The sequence below is a fragment of the Bdellovibrio sp. HM001 genome, from assembly GCF_055397275.1.
The window spans coordinates 2,604,063-2,622,606 of sequence record NZ_AP029174.1; the positions used below are offsets into that span (position 1 = coordinate 2,604,063).

Below are 18,544 nucleotides of genomic sequence, written 5' to 3' on the forward strand. Positions count from 1 at the left end.
AACTCAGAAAACGGCTGAAAATTTTTCGTTTATGTTGCTCATGATTTTTAAAGCAACAACATTAAAAACTTGTACTCAGCTATCAGAACTCCCTATTTGACATCCTGTTTTGAAAGAATAGAAGATGCGCCCCATGGAACTAGCGGATCTTTTGCACGTTGAATTTAAAAGAAGACAAAACAAAAACCCTCGCTACAGCCTCCGGGCCTTCGCTAAGAGCCTGGATCAAGATGCCGGAACACTGACACGAGTCATGAGTGGCAAAAGACTGGTCAAGCAGGCAACGGCTCTTTCCGTGATGACCGCTCTGAACCTGGATCAGGAAACTCAAACACAGGTGCTTGAACTGCTTTCGAAGAAAAGAACACAAAGAAAGCCCCGGACTTCTTCTATGCAAAACATCGACACCGAGGTCTTTGAGAATATCTTCGAAAAAACCAATATCTTAATTTTAGCCAGTCTGCGCCTGAATAAGTTCAGACAAAAACGCAACTGGAAGTACCTGGCACACCAGCTGGCCCTTCCCGAAGAAGAGCTTCAGCTCCGTATCGGCAGACTTGAAAGAATCGGTGCGGTCTCCATCAATGAAACGGCGGTTGAAGTTCTCGCAAAAAACATCAGCACTTTGCCGATCCCCTTCACCACAGAAAAGCGTAAGACTGTTCAGCAGGAATTTTTGGAAGATGCCAAAAAGGCCATCGACGAAGTACCTTTTGAACTTCGCGACAACTGCACATTGACGGTCCCGATCAGCTCCAAGGACCTTTTGAAGATCAAACAGATCCTTCAAAAGGCGCGTCATCGCATCAATGTCATCTCAGAAAAGAAATCAAATCACGAACATATCTATAACATCAGCATGGCTGTTTACCCGGCGGTCCTATGAAACTCTGTATCACCATTTTGCTTTCTCTGACTCTTTCTGCTCTGGCCTTTGCTCAGCCTCACCACCCCGGCGGGATTGAAACCAATGGGGGCAATGCCTATGCCGCCGAGTTTTTCAGTATTTTGGACAATCTTCTGGGACTGCTGGAAAAAAAGATACTTCCCGAACAATCTTCAATCATCGTGAATAAAATCCACGCCCAACGGTACCGACTCACTGTGCGCTCCCAAGCCCATGTTTTTCTGCAGGACTTTGAAGTCAGCGCCATCAACCAACCCAGCTTGGAACTTGTCGTGCTGTCCGAATCGGCCTGGACCAACTTGACCGTCGAGCAAAAGAATCTTCTGGTCCTGCACGAGGTTCTGCCGATTGCTGGCTACCAGGACAGAAACTACCATCTTTCCTCGTCATTGCTGACCCTGCTCAACACGGAAGACAGTGAGGCCGATCAGATCAAGGACTTGATTGGCCTGTGCCAAAAGTACCGAATTATAAACTTTGAACTGCTTCTTAGGAAAAGAACCGATCTTAGCTATCTTATTCATCTGGCGGCTTTGCGTGGGTGCCACGATTTTATCGAAAGTGCGACAAAATCAGGATGGAATATTGATGCCTGTTGGGATGAAATGACTGCTTATCAGCGTCTGGCTAAATCGGTGGATGTTCTTTTACCAGCTGAAATGGAGGATCGCCTGAAGACCGCTCAGTTATTAAAGCAGTTAGGAGCAAACGAAAAACTGTCCTGCAAATAAGACCGGGCCCTCAACGGGGCTCGGTCGGATTTTAAGAAACTTATTTTTTTAAAAGGTTTTTAGCCAGATCCAGGAAACGCGCTTCTGTCACTTCCGGAGGCCAAGGGATGATCGGGAAATCAAACGGCTCGTCCTCGGAAATGCCCCAGGACTTCAGATCCTTGGTGATAAGGTCGCGCACCTCTGTTGCCAACAGACGACGATCGATCTGCTTCACCACTTTCGGCAACGGGTATTCCAGATTAAAGCGTTTGGAAATCGCCCAGTGAATGCGCGACTCGATAATTTCAAAATCAGGAAGCAAAGCTTTAACCGGAGATACCAAGTCACCAATGTACGCCTCTGTGGCATCATGGAAAAGCATGTGCAGGGCAATTTCTTTGGTCGGAGAAACCTCCGCCCCAATGCAGGAGTGCTGGCCCACACTGTAGAAGAATCTGGTGTGACCATTAAAGCGGGCCTGACGTGCCAAGGCGCACGCAATGTCTTCGATCATGATGGCATCCGGTTCCGGCTTCAAAATACTGAAGCGGTTTCCAGACAAGGTCACAACCCAGGACTTCTCGATAATCTCTTCACGATTCAACTTTTCTGGCAGCACAGGTATTTCAAAATTCATGGATGGTGCTTACCTTATGGACCCAGCAGTTGCATGACTTTTTTCGTGACCAAAAGCGTTAGATGTAGAAATTGCCGGAACAATAAAAGGGCCGAACATCCCCTCTTACAGGCCCTTAACTTGAGCTCACAGAGGTCTCTACCCCAAAGTGGCGTCATCTCTTTGCGCAAAGAAGAAAACACTCTAACCCCTTTTAGGAGAACCTAGATATGAAACAGTTCCTATCCCTTGTTATTGGCCTTCTGACCGCAGCCCCAGCCTTTGCCGGCGTCACCGCCTCCTCTTCCTGGGAAGAGATCATGCGCGACAAATACGCCATCGTGAAAGCCCCTACAGTTTATATGAGCCGCTCCATTGACTACACCTTCGTCTGCCGCAACGGGGACCACCTGCGCACCCTAAAGCCGGTGGATACCACTGTCAGCAGAACTCGTGGCGACCGCGAGGAAATCATTGTGATTGACCGCGACTATCTGTCAACACCGATCAGCTACCGCCACGAGGTGGATAACTGCGACTGGCGTGGCGAGCGTCGTGTCTGCAAGACAGAGATTGTGACGGGTTCTTACCCCTTGACCGTCAACATTCCGGTTTATCGACGTATTTCCAACAGAAACGTCGAACGCTATGAACTGCTGTTTAGAAAATCTTACACAGTTCCCAACTGCGAAAATGTGACAGCCGATTAAGCCTCTCATTTCCTTTTCAACAAGAGGAGTTCTACGAACTCCTCTTGTGTCTTTACGAGGGCGCTTTTATTAAATCGCCATGCAAAGACGTGACTTCCTTAAAACAGGTATTTCTCTGGCCGCGATCTCTTCTCTGCCCGCTTCAACCCTTGCCAAGGGTTCCGAGTGGATGAACACCAACATGTCCCATGACTGGCCTATTGCGCGTCTTAAAGACTCTGAAAACAACAGCATCGACTTTAACGGAGACGACATCAACCGCCCGCACGATGCCTTCTGGAATATCGACGGCTATATCGCCAAAAAAGGCGGCGAACCTTCTGGTATTTCGGAGGATCTGGATGTGGTGATAGTCGGCGGTGGCGTTGCTGGTCTTTCCACCGCGTACTATCTGCGTGATAAAAAAATCGCCGTTCTTGAGATGGATTTCCGCCTGGGGGGCAATTCCAAAGGTGAGACCTATAAAAACGCGATGTATTCCACCGGGGCTGCTTACTTCGTTGAGCCTGATAAAGACGCGCCGTTGGCTCATCTGCTGAATGAACTGGGCGTTTGGGATCACGCACGCCGTGAATCTTCGGACCACACCACAGTGCTTTATAATAATAAATTCACCTCTCCATTCTGGAAAGGTGCGACCGACAAAGCCGCCTCCGAGCAATTTAAAAAAATCTTCACCCGCTTGGCCGAAATCGGTGCTGAGGCTGACTTTGATTACAACGGGGAACTGGCCCGTACGGTGGATCATTTGACATTCGAACAATGGCTGAAAAAAGAGTTCGGCGATGTTCATCCTCACCTGCTGGAATACTTCCAACTGTATGGCTGGAGTTCCTTCTGTGGCTCCACTGATGAATTGTCAGCGTATCAGTACTTGGGTTTTATCTGCGCTGAAACCGGCAATTTGATGGCTTACCCTGGAGGCAACGCCTATGTGGTGCATAAGATGGCCCAAGCCATCCGCAAGGCTGCAGGCACCAAGTCCCTGCGTGCGGGCGCCATCGTTCTGCGAGTCACCACAGAAGGTGATTCGGCAGTGGTTCTTTACGAAGATGCGATGGGGAACCTGAAAAAGATCCGCGCCAAAAAAGTCGTCATGGCCTGCCAAAAATTTGTCGCAAGACGTATCGTCCCCGAAATGCCAAAAGAGCAGTTCGATGCCATCGGCCAGCTCATGTACCGAGCGTATTTGGTCGGCAACATCATCACGAAGAAGCCTTTCCAAAGCCCCAGCTATGAACTCTACTGCCTGCGTGGCCAGGTACCACCGTCTCCAACCGCCTTAAGACGCGGCGATCGCAGCTTTACGGATATTTGTTACGGCACCTGGGCCCAGCAGGAAAAAGTCGATCACAGTGTTCTGACTCTTTATCACGGAATTCCGTATGATGGGGCCCGTCAGTTCCTGTTTAATCCGGCCTCACACGATAAATACAAGACACGCTATCTGACTGATGTGGAACCGGTTCTGAAAACCATGAATCTGACTTTGGATGACGTGCATGGCATTCGTTTGACTCGTTGGGGACACTCGCTTCCATTGGCTCAAGCCGGTTTGATTCAAAAAGGAATTCCACAACGGGCCGCCGCCTCGATCAATAGCGTGATACACTTTGCCAACCAGGACAACTGGGCCAATCCTTGCTTTGAAACGGCCCACCACTGCGCCCTGGAGGCGGTGCACGCCGTCCTTAAGGGCTAGGTTGCCGCAAGGATCTGCGGATGAAGGCAATCAGATCCTTGTGTACAGCTCCCCCTAAAGCGCGTAAGCTGATCTTATGAGTAATCAAAAAAATTACGTCTTTTTGATGGATTGTGCGGATTTTTCCGAAGCACAGGTGATTCGCTCCTTCCTGATGGCTCAAGGTCTAAACCCCCGCGTGAAAGATGAACAAACTCGCGGTGTCGCCCCCCATTTCGAAAATCTTCTGGGTAAACTCACATTGGAAATCCCGGAACATGAATACATGGAGGCTTCTCAGTTGTTGGAAAGCCGGGAACAACCTCGTATTCAAATTGTCACCGTTCAAGACGTGGATACAGAAGCAATGGCAAAAAAAGCCCTGCTGAATGCCATCTTGGGATGCATTTTTGTACCATTGATCTGTAACTTCTATTCGATGGCTTTGGGCTATCGCGTTCTTAGACAGGAACGCCCTTTAGGCCGTGTCAGCCGCAACAGACTTCTGCTTGCAATCTTGTTCAACTCCCTTGCGTTCTATGGCTGGCTCTATTTTGGTCCGAAATTATTCCCGAATTATTTCAGTTTCTAAGCTGTTTTTGCACACCAGACTCTGCCATCTTTAGAGGGAAGCTCGTGCCGGGTTTAATCTTAAAGCATGAGCAGAGCCCTAATTTTTCTTTTATCGATGCTCTTTGCCGGTTCAACGGCCTTCACAGCTCCCTCGATGACCGTGATCGGCCAGGATTATGAACCTTTTTATTTCAGATCCGGCACATCTGGTGTTCAAGGGGCCTGCTATGAAATTATCCAGCGCCTTTGCCAAATGGAGCAGGTCCACTGCAAGTTCAAGATAGCACCGCTAAGAACATTTCTGGCCATGCTCAAAGAAGGCAAAGCTGACATTGGCTGCCCGCTCTCTGCCTCACCCCAGCGCGAAACCGTTTACTTTATGACTCCCGTCTTTTCCACGCACTATTCATTCTTTGGCCCGGAAAGCTATGTAAAAAAAATCAAAGGCTATCCAGATCTGAAGGGCATGAAAGTGGGGGTCTTCAGTCCCTCAATGACAGAGGTCAGTCTGCAAAAGATCCACGAATTTTCAGATAAAGGTTTCATCATTCAACCGGAGGCCACGGTCTTTATCTCTTTACGAAAGCTTGAAAACAAAGCCTATCCTTTAGCATACGCCAATCGCGACGTCGCCATGACCTGGATTCAGCGCACGCGAAGCCAGTTACTGGAAGTTCCAGAGCTGGGAGAATCCATCCAGTATTACATGGCATTTTCAAAGAAAAAATTTGATCCGACGCAGTTTTCCCGTATGGAAGGACATCTAATGGAGATGCGTAAGAATCAATTCCTGGACGGCATTGCAAAGAAATACAAAGTGAAACTGTTCGAGGCTCGCTCCACCACCCCTTAGGACAGAGGCCGCCTTCCTGAGGCCAGAACGGTGTCTTAAACTGAAGACCAAAAAAAAGCCCTGGTGTTTTGCACCAGGGCTTTTCTGATTCGAACTCTTCAGGATCTAATTAAAGACCGCGGATCAGGTTCAACGCACTTCCTGCGCGGAACCATTTCAACTGTTCTGCGTTGTATGTGTGTTTCAACTCGATGGATTCAGTGGAACCATCTTTGTGTTTGATGTTCATTTTCACATGTTTGCCTGGAGCAAGATCTTTCAGATCCACCAATGAAACATGATCTTCTTCCTGGATTTTGTCGTAGTCTTTTGGATTTACGAACGTCAAAGCCAGAACACCTTGTTTTTTCAAGTTGGTTTCGTGGATACGAGCAAAAGACTTCGTGATCACAGCTGTGCAACCCAAGAATCTTGGAGACATAGCCGCGTGCTCACGGGAAGAGCCTTCACCGTAGTTTTCATCCCCGATGATCACCCAGCCTTTGTTCGCTTTTTGGTAAGCACGAGCCACCTGAGCAAATTCTGCTGTTTCACCAGTAAGAAGGTTTTTACCCTTACCGATTTCACCTGTGAAGGCGTTATCCGCACCCAACAACATGTTGTTAGAAATGTTGTCCAAGTGACCACGGTAGTTCAACCACTTACCACCCGGAGAGATATGGTCTGTCGTACATTTGCCTTTTGCTTTCGCAAGAACCAAATTATCAACGAAGTCCTTACCGTCCCACTTCGCGAACGGAGAAAGAAGCTGCAAACGCTCGGACGTCGGGCTCACTGCTACTTGAGCCTGAGCACCTGCTGGTTTTTGGTAACCTTCAGTGTCCGGGATGAAGCCTTGAGCCGGAAGTTCCGGAGCTACTGGAGCTTGCAACTTCACTTTGCCTTTTGGCCCTTCTAGTTCGTCAGTCGCCGGGTTGAAGTCCAAACGACCTGCAAGACCCAAAGCCATCACGATTTCCGGAGAACCGATGAATGCCAAAGTTTCTGGATTCGCGTCGTTACGTGCACGGAAGTTACGGTTGAAGGAAGTCACGATGGTGTTCTTCTCTCCAGTTTTAACGTCGTCGCGCTTCCACTGACCGATGCAAGGACCGCAAGCATTTGCCAACACCGTCGCGCCCACTTCGTTGAAGGTCGCCATTTGACCATCACGTTCGATGGTTTTTTGGATCTGAGTGGAACCTGGAGAAACCAGGAACGGTTGATTCATTTTTACGCCGATATCCATGGCTTGTTTTGCCACGAATGCTGCACGACCGATGTCTTCGTAAGAAGAGTTCGTGCAAGAACCAATCAACGCAGAAGAAATCTTGATTGTGTAACCTTTTTCAGCCGCTTCTTTTTTCAAAGCAGAGATTGGGCGAGCGATGTCTGGAGAGTGAGGACCCACCAGGTGTGGTTCCAAAGCAGACAAATCGATTTCGTAAACTTCGTCGAAGTACTTGCCTGGGTTTGCCACAACGTCAGCATCCGCAGCCAAAAGTTCCTTGTGAGCATCAGCCACTTTGGAAAGCTCTTCACGGCCTGTGGATTTCAAGTAAGCCGCCATGCGATCATCGTATGGGAACACAGAGCAAGTCGCGCCCAGTTCCGCACCCATGTTTGTGATCGTTGCTTTACCTGTGCAAGAAATAGAAGTTGTACCTTCACCGAAGTACTCAACGATCTTGTCAGTACCGCCTTTAACAGTCAGCATTCCGCAAAGCTTCAGGATCACGTCTTTAGCAGACGCCCAGCCAGTCAGCTTGCCTTTCAGGTGAACACCGATCAGCTTAGGATTTTTAACTTCCCAAGGCAGACCCACCATCACGTCAGAAGCGTCAGAACCACCAACGCCCACAGCACACATACCCAAACCACCCGCATTCGGAGTGTGGGAGTCCGTACCGATCATCAAGCCGCCTGGGAACGCGTAGTTTTCAAGGATGACTTGGTGAATGATACCAGCGCCTGGTTTCCAGAAGCCGATGTTGTAACGGGAAGAAGTTGTTGCCAAGAAGTCGAAAACTTCTTTGTTGGACATGTTGGACGCTGTCATATCAGCGTCTTTACCTTTGTACGCCTGGATCAAGTGATCACAGTGCACAGTGGAAGGCACAGCTGCTTCATCTTTACCAGCAAGCATGAATTGCAACAAAGCCATTTGCGCTGTCGCATCTTGCATTGCCACACGGTCTGGTCTCAAAAGCAGGAAGCTTTCACCACGAACCAATTCTTGATTTTGTGGGTCGTCCAAGTGACCGAACAAAATTTTCTCCGCCAAAGTCAAAGGGCGGTTCAAGCGATTGCGAACAACAGCCAATCTTTCAGCTGTCTTCTTGTAAACGTTCTGCACCATTTCTGGCGTAGTTTCGATTTTCGAAGCCATTGTAATTGCCTTTCTTTGAAGAACGCCCCATCCTAATGAAAATCAGTTGAAATCTCAACGAATCCAGCACGTTGCGCGAGGCATAATGGACTTAAGGCTTTTTAAGAATATAGTCATCCTCACAGGCGCGGGAATCTCGGCAGAAAGCGGGATTCGCACGTTCCGGGACCAAAACGGCCTTTGGGAAGACCATCGCATCGAGGACGTCGCCACACCTGAAGCTTTTGCTCGAAATCCAGCCCTGGTCCAGCGCTTTTACAACATGAGACGGGCTCAACTGAGAGACCCCGCCCTGCACCCAAACGCCGCCCACTCCGCCCTGGTGGAGCTGGAGAATATTTGGGAAGGAAACTTCCTTTTGGTCACCCAGAACGTCGACAACCTTCACCGCCGGGCCGGGTCTAAAAACCTGCTGCACATGCACGGCCGGCTGGACCAGGTTTTCTGCCTTCACTGTGATGAGCACTTTGAATGGCTTCTGGATCTGGCTGTGGATGAACCCTGCCCTCATTGTGGGCGCCGCGGCGGAGTCCGCCCCGACATCGTGTGGTTTGGGGAAATGCCCCACCACATGGAGGAAATCTATGAGGCGTTGGATAAGGCCGACTACTTTGTTTCGATTGGAACAAGTGGGAACGTCTATCCGGCCGCCGGGTTCGTGCGACTGGCCTGGAAAGCGAAGAAAATAGAAATCAATCTCAAGGACACCGAGATTTCCCCCGCATTCGACCAGCACTTTATAGGGCCGGCCTCCACAGAGGTTCCAAGATTTATTTCAGAATTCCTCGAAGAAGGCGGCCGCTAGAACTCAGGCCTCCGACACCGCTCTTAGTATCCCGGGGCGCCAGCTTCGTTTTCGCTGCCCTTCAGGTGTGGCTGTTCACGATGGAAAAGCTCAAGATAGTCCTGATAGCCTTCGTGTTTTAGGTCTTTGACGGGAACAAAACGCAACGCAAATGGATTCATCCAATAATCCCCTTGAGCGCGGATCAAGATGGGCTCCCCCGTTTTGCCATCGACGAAAAGACCTTCGATCTCTTCACCACCAATGTCGTTGAGATGCCGAAAGGGAGAATAATCCGGTGTCATAGGAACCTCCTTAGCGCGAGTCTTTATTTTCAGCCCTGTCGCGGACCCTGTCCATTTGCCACTAAGCAAAATATATCTAATTTGTTCTTGGCATTCAGCTTCTGTTCGATAGTCTAGATACATGATTCAACTTTTATTTGCTCTGACACAATTGGCGTTCGCGGCTCCGCAACAGGCTGTGACTTATTATGACCGCCCCTGCTACAGCGATGATGGAGATGTTCTCACAACTCATCTTCAGGTACAGGACGGCAAATGGGTCCTAACTCATATTGCTTATGAGGAAGATGCCTGCAAGCAGTCCTATCTGGCTTTTGAGATTCAGTACGGCGTGCGCATTGATGGCGGCAATGTGGATCTGACGGTGACCGAGTCCTCTTACACTCCTCTGACCGAGGAAGTGGCTGAAGCGCTGAACATGGTTCGCTACTGTGAATACACGGACTGGAGACGCAACGAAAAGAAAGTGGTTTCTGGTTACCTGTGTGATGAGTACAAAGCCCCCAACGTGGGCGATAAGACTTACTCTATCTTTAAAACCGAACCAAAAGACGGACAGGAGCTTTTCTATCTTGGAACTGCTTCGCAAGAAAGCAGTGGGAAGTCCCCGCTCCAGCGTCACAAAAAATTTGAGCGCCTGCCGTTTTACAGACGCTAAAAACAAGAAAAGCGCTCCCAAGGAGCGCTTTTCTTATGTCGGTTCAACAACCTAACGTTTCACTCTCTTCTTATTTTCAAAGATGTAGGGATAGAAGAGATTGACCACTTTCCCGTTTCGCTGACTCTGTAGCTTTTCGAATTTTGTCTGGCGAATTGACGTTTCAATACAATCATTCAAAGCTGTCGAAGCTGGGCGAACGCGGTTTTCCTTGAACTCGAACTGCGTCACCGTGCCTTCTGAATCAAAACTGAAATCCACCACTACTTTTCCGGTCGGAATGGGTTGATTCTGTGCCGTGGCTTCGGCGACCGTTTGATCATAGCACTTTTTAAACCCGGCCATTGCCAGATCCTTGTTCGTCTGCGGAGTACTTTCCAATGAAACCTCTCCCTTTCCTGGGGCTGTCAATGTCAGCATTTCTGCCGGAGCAGAATCCTGCGCCGGCACAGAAGTCGGCTCGACCGGAGGTATTGGGGATTGTGCTTGCAAAGTCAGCGCGGTCAGTGATGTCAATAAAAGGGCTTTCATAGTTATTTCTCCTCTACGGCCGAAACCACCGAGCCAAGAACTTTCTTAGCCTGGTCCGCCTGGGTCTTCATGGTCTCTTTTTCTTTCATTTTGCCCAGCATTTCTTCCGGAGCAAAACTCAGGGTTTGGAAGAACTCAAAACTTTTGGTGATGGCATCACCGTGATCACGACGAACACTTGGCGGAATCATTTCCAACAGACGTTCAATTTCCTGCGCAGCCCCCCCCGATCCAGAGATCTCTCCCAGAACAGTGTAGAAGGTGTTAGTCATTTCAACACCGACCTTTCGGTGGTCATTCTTGGCCAACGCCGCATCCACAACCTTAAAGCGCTTTTGCACAAGCTCTTTCAAGCTGCGACGGCGACGACCCCAGCCGAATTCACGCTGGGCTTTAACCAACAACAACGCGGACGCCACAGAGTACAGCACAGCCCAGAACCACGGGCGATAAAGAACACTGGCTTCCGCCGCTGGTTGCCATTGCATCAATGGATCCGGCAGGCGGTTTTCAACCACTTTGGCCTGCTGTGGTTTGGTCGTATCCGCCATGCGCGAAGAGGATCCCACAGGGGCATTCGGGTTGTTGGACACTTGTAAATTGATCGGATCGGTGGCGCGTGTGTAGTATTTTTTGCTCTGCGGATCAAACATGCTGACACTCAAACCAGGAATGCTCACCGGGCCTTCCTGACGGGGGATGACCAGCACTTCAAATTCTTTGTAGCTTCGACCGTTTTTGAAGAACTTGGATTCGGATTTACTGTCGTACTGTTCAAGCCCTGCTGGCAGATTCAACGCCGGCAAATCAATCATCTTGGCATTGCCGGCCCCTTCAAAGCGAATCTTCAAACTAAAGGGCTGGTTGACCAGGACATTGTTGTTCTCAACAGAGGCATGGAATTCAAACTGCCCTACCGCCCCGGTAAAGTCTGCCGGACGCCCTTCCAATGGCAAAGGCTTCACTTTGATGGGAACACGTGCGGAGCTTTTGGTGTACTCGTAAGGCTTGCCGTAAAATCCAAAGCCCTGTGCCGGCAGTCTGACACGGGACTTGATTTTGTATTCGTCAATAGTGGCTGTCCCAGGCTTGATCGGAAACAGCGCGTGTGAGGCTAAAAGCGCCTTCTTCCACGGAACACCATTGACGACTTCTTCCATAAACTGGATGGATGGAACTTCCTCGATGATCTCTTTCCAGAAGCCCTTCAGACTTGGGAACTTCAGACGATCCAAGGTTTCCATCTGGCCGCGAGTGTAGATGTACCAATTAACTGTGACCTGCTCGCCTTCAAAAACCTCGGTCTTGTCAACTTCAACGGAAATGAAGAAAGCCTCGTTTGGATTGGTCGGCAAACTGCGGAAGGCCGCATCCGGCAAATTAGAAGCACTGGGGTAACCATTGTACTGATCCTCTTGTGCCGGTCCCTGGAAGCCGCGCATGCGATTGCGCAAGAGCTGATCGAAGATTTCCTGCTCGGCACGATCCATCTCTTCAAACGGATCGTCAAATCCCGGCAAAGTGGGACGCTTCGGTGGTTTGGGGACACGACCTTGAGATTCATTTCCCACCTTAATGACCACGGGCTGAGTGCGATGAACCTTCCCGCCAACAACAACCTCAAAAGACCCCACACTTAAAGTGCCGGTCTTTTTGGGAGCCATTTGATAGTGAAACTCGCGGCGACGCTGCGTTTGAAACTGCATGCCTGATGGAGTTTCAACCAGCTTTTGTGCTACGGCGTTGGACGTCCAGTTGTTCAAAAGATCAAAACCTTCCAAATCGGGCAAACGCGGATCTTGAATATCCACATCTTCCGAACTCACCACCACGACACTGAGGGTGAACGTATCCCCCAGGCCCATTTCATTGCGATCCACCGTCGAAGTGACCGTCGTCCCGGCGGCCTGGGCCAACAGCCCAAAGAAAATAAAACTAAGAAAGAACAGGAAATTACCAGTCTTTATCACGAGGCTGCTCCTTCACATCTTTGCGATTGTACTCGGCACGGATCTTTTCTTCCTGCTGCTTAAGTTCGCCCAGGATTTTCTTCACATCAGCTTCAGACAGTTCTTTGCCGTTGAACGGACGAGGTTTGTATTTCTGAGACTGCTGCTTCTGTTGACCCTCTTGAGGTTCTTTTTCCTGATCCTTTTGATCCTTCTGATCTTTGCCTTCTTGATTCTGTTGATTCTGATTCTGCTGCTGATCACCCTGCTGAGGCTGGTTCTGCTGTCCCTCGCCCCCGCTTTGACCTTTTTGCTGCTGGATCAAAAGTTCGATATTAGTTTTGACTTCATTCGAAGATGGAATGATTTCCAAAGCTTTCTGATAAGCCGCCAAAGCCTCATCCACCTGCTTGGCCTTGCCTAAGAGCTGCGCCTGATTAAAGCGCGCCATGAACACCAACGGGAAGTTCTTATCCAGCAAAGCCAGCTTTTCTGCTTCCTTGTAGGACTGCAAAGCCTTCTCGGCCTGCTGCTGCCCCTCAAAACTCAAACCCAAATTCAAATGCAACTGCCCAATAAACGGATCATACCGCAATGCCTGCAGATACTTCTCCATCGCCGCCGGATAAGTCTGACCAGTGATGGCCTTATTCGCCTCCCGGTTCAACTCCAACGTCTTCAAATGAGGTCTGCCCGGCCCACAGCCGGAAGCCAAAAGCGAAAGCGACACAACACACAAAGCTTGGCCTATGGTTTTTGCTCGAAGCAAGTTCCACAGCGAGCCACCGGCCATCATATTAACCCCCTGCCCCTGTCGAGCGAGGATCAAACGGCCAGGAAGGCCGTTTGAAGCATTGTCCGAAGGAGCTCGGGCAGGAGCCCGAGACACTGTTCGAAGATTCGAGTAAAAACCACAGGCCAAGCGCTTCATGCTGGGGGTACCTCGTAGCGGCCTTTCCAGAATCGGAAAGAGGTGCGGCGCTCGCCCAAGAACAACTCGAGCAGCGCAATGATAACTCCGATCATCAAAATAGTCTGGAAGCGTTCTTCATACTGAACGGCCATGGTGGTGTCGAACTGAGCTTTTTCAAGTTTACTGATGTCTTCAACCAAAAGCTTGGTTTGTTCCCCGCCGAAGGTGGCAAAATAGAAACTTCCTTGCCCCGCCTCGGCCAGGGCACGCAATGCGTCCCCCTTCACCGTCGTCAGAATTGTCTGACCTTGGCGGTCCTTCTTATAACCCTTCAAAAAGCCCATGCCATCACGAACCGGGATCGCGCCACCTTTTTCTGTTCCGTAGGCCAGCGAGAAAATGCGAATGCCCTCTTGGGCCATTTTCTTTGCTTCATCCAAAGCCCCTTGCTCATGATCTTCCCCGTCCGAGGCAATCAGGATCACACGGGTGACTTTCACAGTGTCATCAGTGGTGACACCGCCACGCTCAAAAGCTTCCTTGGAGATTTTCAACGCCTCTGTGAAGTTAGTTCCTTGGGAAGACACCGAACTTGGCTCTAAGGATTCCAGATACATTTTGATCGCACCAGGGTCATTAGTCAGGGGTGACAACAGTGCGGCTGATCCGGCGAAGGCTACAATACCGACCTTGTTTCCCGGCATCAAATCCACCAGACGGCTCAGCTCGGCTTTGGCCTGCGCCAAACGAGACGGTTTTACATCCTCGGCCATCATACTTTCTGAAACGTCCACGGCAAAAATGATCTCGACCCCTTCGCTTTTGACTTCCTGCTGGGACTCTCCCATTTGCGGGCGAGCCAGGGCGAGCACAAAACAAAGAACAGCCAGGACCTGCAGCGCTGTTTTGATGGAGCGTTTTTTTCGCGATACGGAGCTGGATAAGAACGGATACAACCTGGAGCCAATCGCCGTTTCCATTTGCTTACGCGAACGACGGTCAAAGAAGATCCCGATCAGAATAATCACGGGGATCAGCCACAAGTAGTTAAAGGCGGCTATGTTTTCAAAGCGAAACATTACGGCACCCTCCTTAACCAGGAACGACCCAACAACAGGCCCGCCAGATACAAAATCAATCCGGCAATCAAAAACGGCGGGAATTCTTCGGTGTAGTTGGTGTATTTGTTCACATCGATCTTGGTTTTTTCCAGACGGTCGATGTCGTTAAAGACATTGCGAAGGGCCCCTTCGTTCGTGGCGCGATAGTATTTACCGCCCGTATCAGAAGCCATGCGATTTAAAAGTTCTTCGTTCACAGTGCTTTCAAAGGGCTGATAGGTTTTCACCTTTTGACCGAAAATATCACGGCCATAAACCGGGATGCGTGTCGGACCGTCTTTACCAATGCCGATGGAATAAACCTTAATACCGTAACCCTTGGCGATCTCAAGACCTGTTTCCGGGTCAATGGTCCCTGAGTTGTTTTCCCCGTCTGTCATAAAGATCATCACGCGGCTGCGCGCTTGGGAATCCTTCAAACGACCCGCAGCATTGGCCATGGCAACACCCAAAGCCGTACCATCTTTGATCTTTGCACTGGAGGCACTGGAAATATCCGCCACCCTTTGCAGGATCATCTGATAATCCAATGTCGGTGGAACCATCGTAAAGGATTCACCGGCAAAAACCACCAGACCGATGCGATCAGAGGTGCGGCCTTCGATGAACTTCCCGATGGTTTCTTTGGCGGCTTCCAGACGATTCAGCGGCTTCATGTCTTCGATCAACATACTGTCGGACACGTCCAGACAGATGACGATATCAATACCTTCCACATTCTTGCGAACCTTGGTGTTCATCGTCTGTGGACGGGCCAGCGCCACAATGACCAGAATCAAACCCAGTGCCTTCAAGATATTTGGAAGATGCATCAGACGTGTACGCAAAGTCGGCGCAACTGACTTTAGCAGTTCAACCGAGCCAAACTGCAGCGTCGGTGTCTTTTTTTTGCGCTGCCAGAAGATCCACACCAGCACTAAAACAAGGGGAACAAGGAACCAAAAGGCCCATAAGGAATGGTAAGTCATGATGACAACCTTTCCATCTTTTCAGCCAGAATGCGCGCCTGGGTTGCCAGATTCAGCACATCGGTACTGGACAGATTTTTGCGGTCTTTAAAAGCCAATTGGTATTCACGCAGAACTTTTTTAAGGTCCTCAGAAAGCTCCGCATAAACTTTGCCATGGTATTTTTTTAAATCCTTGATCACCAGACGCTCGCTCCATTCCAGCGCCGGAACACGGAACTGACGGGTCAGGAATAATTTAAAACTTTTATGGGTTTCAACCAGAACTTCATCAATCTGAGCTGAATCAGCATCCTGACCAAAGAACACAGGGTTGGTTCTTTGCAGACGTCGGAACTGCTGATGAAATTCGGCCAAGGGACTGAGAGCTGAATCATGCTCACGCAAGCGATCAAGCATATTGCGTCTTTGCACCACTCGATAGACTTTGGAAATTGCGATCAATATCAGCAAGCCGACAAACCCGGCTAACAATGCCCAGTACAGCATCGGCACCCCGATACTGGCGGGTCCGATCGGACCGAAGGGTTCTTGCTTGACCGGAGCTTCGCCGGGCTGTTGCGGTGGCAGCACGGATTGCACCCCATAGTGAATGGGACCTAAGCTGAGGGTTTGAACACCATCAGAAATTTGTAGATCTTCAAATTGGATGTTGCCAGCTGTATAAGCTGTGGCCTTGATATCGGCCTGGGTTGGCGACCGGAACTCAAACCCCAAAAAATGAATTTGATACTTCTGTTCTGGTTTTAGAACAAAATGAAGCTTTTCCTGTTGCAGATTTTTAGGGAAATCCCCGTCACAGACCAGCAAAAACTCGCGCCCGACTGTGAGCTCGTTGTCTTTAAGTCCCTCAACACTGGGAATTTCTGCCTTACACTGAATCGCCGCCATTATTTTCTCTTCTTAAAGAAGGCCACCAAAGGATTCACGTAATCCTCGCTGGACTTCACATCCACCCGCTCCACCTGTGCTAGGCGAAGCATCTTATCCCGCTGATCTTTACGTTTGTTCACGGCTTCTTCGTACTGTTCACGGAAACCTTGAGAAGACGTATCCACCGTGACGATTTCACCGGTTTCGGCATCCTGCACTTCGATGACACCCATCGCAGGCAAAGAGTATTCCGCCGCGTCGTTCACCACACAGGCCACAACGTCGTGTTTTCTTCCCAACAAACGCAAGGACTGTTCAAAGCCCTGATCCATAAAATCGCTAAAGACAAAGACCGTCGCACGTTTTTTCAAAACCCCCTGCAGGTATGAAAACCCGGCAGAAAGCTTGGTGCGATGGCTTTTGGGTTTATAGTAAAACAAATCACGCAAAAGACGATGCACGTGGCCTCGGCCTTTTTTCGGTGGTACAAAGTGTTCCACCTGATCGCTGAACAGCAACAAACCAATCTGGTCGTTGTTCTTCACTGCAGAAAACGCCAACAAGGCTGCCATATGAGTCATCACTTCACCCTTAAAATAAGGGCCCGTTCCGAAATCACTGGAACCACTGACGTCCACGGCCAGAATCAGAGTCAGCTCGCGCTCTTCCTCAAAGGTTTTGATATACGGTTTTCCCGTGCGCGCGGTCAGCGGCCAGGAGATCGAACGCACATCATCGCCCGGAACGTATTCCCGGAAATCCGCAAAGGTCATACCCTGGCCTTTGAATGCCGTGTGGTACTCACCCGCAAAGAGATTGTTCACAAGCTTCCTTGTGTTGATCTCCAGCAGTTTGACCTTTTTTAAGACCTCAGGAGGCAGGCTCACTAGGGCACCTCTACCTGGCTCAGGATTTCTTTGATGATGTCATCGGTTTTGATATTTTCCGCTTCCGCTTCATAAGTCAGAATCAGACGGTGGCGCAGAACGTGGTAGGCAATGGCCTTCACGTCTTCGGCTGTCACATAACCGCGACCACGCAGGAACGCGTGAGCTTTCGCTGCACGATACAAGCTGATCGTCGCACGCGGAGATCCGCCGACGTTGATCAGATTGGCGATACGGCTCAGGCCATATTCCCCCGGTTTACGGGAGGCCATGATCAGTTCCACGATGTAGTTTTTAATTTTGTTATCCACGTAGATCTGATCCGCACGCTCGGAAGCTCGCAGCAGGTCTTCTTTGGAAATCACAGAGTTCACGACCGGTTTTTCGTTCGTGCCCATGCGGTTTAGGATCTCAAGCTCTTCGCCTTTACCCGGATAAACGACGTTGATCTTGAACATGAAACGGTCCATCTGCGCCTCTGGCAGTGGATACGTTCCCTCTTGCTCTAGTGGATTTTGTGTCGCCAAAACCAGGAAAGGGGCCGCCAGCTTGTAGGATTCCTCCCCGATAGTGACCTGCTTTTCGGCCATGGCTTCCAGCAACGCGGACTGCACCTTTGCAGGGGCACGATTGATCTCATCGGCCAGCACGATATTGGTAAAGATCGGTCCTTTACGTGGAGCGAACTCACCTGATTTTGGATTGAAAATCATCGTCCCGATCAAATCCGTCGGCAGAAGATCCGGCGTGAACTGAATACGTTGGAAATCCAGGGAAATGGATTTAGAAACGGTGGCAATGGTCAGCGTCTTTGCCAAGCCTGGCACACCTTCCAGCAGGATATGCCCGCCGGTCAGAAGGCCCATCATGATGCCTTCCACCATTTCTTTTTGCCCTACGACAACTTTGTTGATTTCCGCCATCATCTTATCAATGAATTGGCTTTCCTGCTTGATTGCGGCATTTAGGGCCATGATATCGACTTCACTCACGTTCTTGCCTCCCGGAGAATAGAACTAATCTATTTCACAATTATCCCAAAGACTTCGCAAGTTTAGAGTTGCCATGTCAGGAAAAACTATTTTGAGGGCTGGCATAACGCCGCGTCCTCCCCGCTTGCCAACCTGGGATTTAA

At 49.8% G+C, this 18,544-nt stretch carries 19 protein-coding genes; 8 read left to right on the forward strand and 11 right to left on the reverse strand.

All coding sequences use genetic code 11. From position 1 onward, the window contains the following. Nucleotides 1-133 precede the first annotated feature (133 nt). Nucleotides 134-886 (forward strand): DUF4423 domain-containing protein, encoded by a 753-nt coding sequence (locus ACZ5ZZ_RS12275; RefSeq protein WP_464131464.1) that lies wholly within the window; start codon nucleotides 134-136, stop codon nucleotides 884-886. After that, entirely contained in the window at nucleotides 883-1,638 is a 756-nt protein-coding gene (locus tag ACZ5ZZ_RS12280; protein WP_464139667.1) for a hypothetical protein, read from the forward strand. The genes ACZ5ZZ_RS12275 and ACZ5ZZ_RS12280 overlap by 4 nt, the downstream gene beginning before the upstream one ends. Before the next feature lie 40 nt (nucleotides 1,639-1,678). On the opposite strand, the gene ACZ5ZZ_RS12285 is transcribed toward ACZ5ZZ_RS12280, so the two are convergent. After that, entirely contained in the window at nucleotides 1,679-2,257 is a 579-nt protein-coding gene (locus ACZ5ZZ_RS12285; protein ID WP_464131468.1) for an HD family phosphohydrolase, read from the reverse strand. 209 nt (nucleotides 2,258-2,466) lie between these two features. Here ACZ5ZZ_RS12285 and ACZ5ZZ_RS12290 point away from each other — a divergent pair, with 209 nt between their 5' ends. The 4 genes from ACZ5ZZ_RS12290 (at nucleotide 2,467) to ACZ5ZZ_RS12305 (ending at nucleotide 6,053) form a co-directional block, all read left to right on the forward strand. Next, on the forward strand, nucleotides 2,467-2,946 hold the full coding sequence (locus tag ACZ5ZZ_RS12290; RefSeq protein ID WP_464139669.1) for a hypothetical protein: 480 nt from the start codon (nucleotides 2,467-2,469) through the stop codon (nucleotides 2,944-2,946). 79 nt (nucleotides 2,947-3,025) lie between these two features. Beyond that, nucleotides 3,026-4,648 carry an FAD-dependent oxidoreductase gene (locus ACZ5ZZ_RS12295; protein WP_464139671.1) on the forward strand — a complete coding sequence of 541 codons (1,623 nt, stop codon included), beginning with the start codon at nucleotides 3,026-3,028 and terminating at the stop codon, nucleotides 4,646-4,648. A gap of 76 nt (nucleotides 4,649-4,724) precedes the next feature. Beyond that, nucleotides 4,725-5,219 (forward strand): hypothetical protein, encoded by a 495-nt coding sequence (locus ACZ5ZZ_RS12300; RefSeq protein WP_464131474.1) that lies wholly within the window; start codon nucleotides 4,725-4,727, stop codon nucleotides 5,217-5,219. 66 nt (nucleotides 5,220-5,285) lie between these two features. Continuing rightward, nucleotides 5,286-6,053 (forward strand): substrate-binding periplasmic protein, encoded by a 768-nt coding sequence (locus tag ACZ5ZZ_RS12305; protein WP_464139673.1) that lies wholly within the window; start codon nucleotides 5,286-5,288, stop codon nucleotides 6,051-6,053. 109 nt (nucleotides 6,054-6,162) lie between these two features. On the opposite strand, the gene ACZ5ZZ_RS12310 is transcribed toward ACZ5ZZ_RS12305, so the two are convergent. Further along, nucleotides 6,163-8,421 (reverse strand): aconitate hydratase, encoded by a 2,259-nt coding sequence (locus ACZ5ZZ_RS12310; RefSeq protein ID WP_464139675.1) that lies wholly within the window; start codon nucleotides 8,419-8,421, stop codon nucleotides 6,163-6,165. An 85-nt stretch (nucleotides 8,422-8,506) separates the two neighbouring features. Between ACZ5ZZ_RS12310 and ACZ5ZZ_RS12315 the strand changes: the two genes are divergently transcribed. Beyond that, nucleotides 8,507-9,226 (forward strand): NAD-dependent deacylase, encoded by a 720-nt coding sequence (locus ACZ5ZZ_RS12315; RefSeq protein WP_464120459.1) that lies wholly within the window; start codon nucleotides 8,507-8,509, stop codon nucleotides 9,224-9,226. A gap of 23 nt (nucleotides 9,227-9,249) precedes the next feature. Here ACZ5ZZ_RS12315 and ACZ5ZZ_RS12320 read toward each other — a convergent pair whose 3' ends face one another. Continuing rightward, on the reverse strand, nucleotides 9,250-9,510 hold the full coding sequence (locus tag ACZ5ZZ_RS12320; RefSeq protein ID WP_262555654.1) for a peptide methionine sulfoxide reductase: 261 nt from the start codon (nucleotides 9,508-9,510) through the stop codon (nucleotides 9,250-9,252). A gap of 121 nt (nucleotides 9,511-9,631) precedes the next feature. Between ACZ5ZZ_RS12320 and ACZ5ZZ_RS12325 the strand changes: the two genes are divergently transcribed. Then, nucleotides 9,632-10,168, forward strand: coding sequence for a hypothetical protein (locus ACZ5ZZ_RS12325; RefSeq protein WP_464139677.1), 537 nt, complete (start codon nucleotides 9,632-9,634; stop codon nucleotides 10,166-10,168). 51 nt (nucleotides 10,169-10,219) lie between these two features. Here the strand turns inward: ACZ5ZZ_RS12325 and ACZ5ZZ_RS12330 are convergent, their stop codons facing one another. From ACZ5ZZ_RS12330 to ACZ5ZZ_RS12365, 8 genes are all read right to left on the reverse strand, one after another. Next, nucleotides 10,220-10,699, reverse strand: a complete 480-nt coding sequence (locus ACZ5ZZ_RS12330; protein WP_464139679.1) for a hypothetical protein — start codon at nucleotides 10,697-10,699, stop codon at nucleotides 10,220-10,222. A 2-nt stretch (nucleotides 10,700-10,701) separates the two neighbouring features. Continuing rightward, nucleotides 10,702-12,669: a BatD family protein gene (locus ACZ5ZZ_RS12335; RefSeq protein WP_464120455.1), complete on the reverse strand. Its 1,968-nt coding sequence runs from the start codon at nucleotides 12,667-12,669 to the stop codon at nucleotides 10,702-10,704. Next, nucleotides 12,653-13,444 carry a tetratricopeptide repeat protein gene (locus ACZ5ZZ_RS12340; protein ID WP_464120454.1) on the reverse strand — a complete coding sequence of 264 codons (792 nt, stop codon included), beginning with the start codon at nucleotides 13,442-13,444 and terminating at the stop codon, nucleotides 12,653-12,655. Before ACZ5ZZ_RS12340 ends, ACZ5ZZ_RS12335 begins: the two co-directional genes overlap by 17 nt. A 131-nt stretch (nucleotides 13,445-13,575) precedes the next feature. After that, nucleotides 13,576-14,640 carry a vWA domain-containing protein gene (locus tag ACZ5ZZ_RS12345; RefSeq protein ID WP_464131484.1) on the reverse strand — a complete coding sequence of 355 codons (1,065 nt, stop codon included), beginning with the start codon at nucleotides 14,638-14,640 and terminating at the stop codon, nucleotides 13,576-13,578. Further along, nucleotides 14,640-15,650 (reverse strand): vWA domain-containing protein, encoded by a 1,011-nt coding sequence (locus tag ACZ5ZZ_RS12350; RefSeq protein ID WP_464120451.1) that lies wholly within the window; start codon nucleotides 15,648-15,650, stop codon nucleotides 14,640-14,642. Before ACZ5ZZ_RS12350 ends, ACZ5ZZ_RS12345 begins: the two co-directional genes overlap by 1 nt. Beyond that, nucleotides 15,647-16,540: a hypothetical protein gene (locus ACZ5ZZ_RS12355; RefSeq protein ID WP_464131486.1), complete on the reverse strand. Its 894-nt coding sequence runs from the start codon at nucleotides 16,538-16,540 to the stop codon at nucleotides 15,647-15,649. Before ACZ5ZZ_RS12355 ends, ACZ5ZZ_RS12350 begins: the two co-directional genes overlap by 4 nt. Further along, the gene (locus ACZ5ZZ_RS12360; RefSeq protein WP_464120449.1) at nucleotides 16,540-17,409 is read right to left on the reverse strand and encodes a DUF58 domain-containing protein; all 870 of its coding nucleotides are present in this window, start codon (nucleotides 17,407-17,409) and stop codon (nucleotides 16,540-16,542) included. Before ACZ5ZZ_RS12360 ends, ACZ5ZZ_RS12355 begins: the two co-directional genes overlap by 1 nt. Continuing rightward, nucleotides 17,409-18,383 carry an AAA family ATPase gene (locus ACZ5ZZ_RS12365; protein ID WP_464121391.1) on the reverse strand — a complete coding sequence of 325 codons (975 nt, stop codon included), beginning with the start codon at nucleotides 18,381-18,383 and terminating at the stop codon, nucleotides 17,409-17,411. The genes ACZ5ZZ_RS12360 and ACZ5ZZ_RS12365 overlap by 1 nt, the downstream gene beginning before the upstream one ends. Nucleotides 18,384-18,544: the final 161 nt, after the last annotated feature.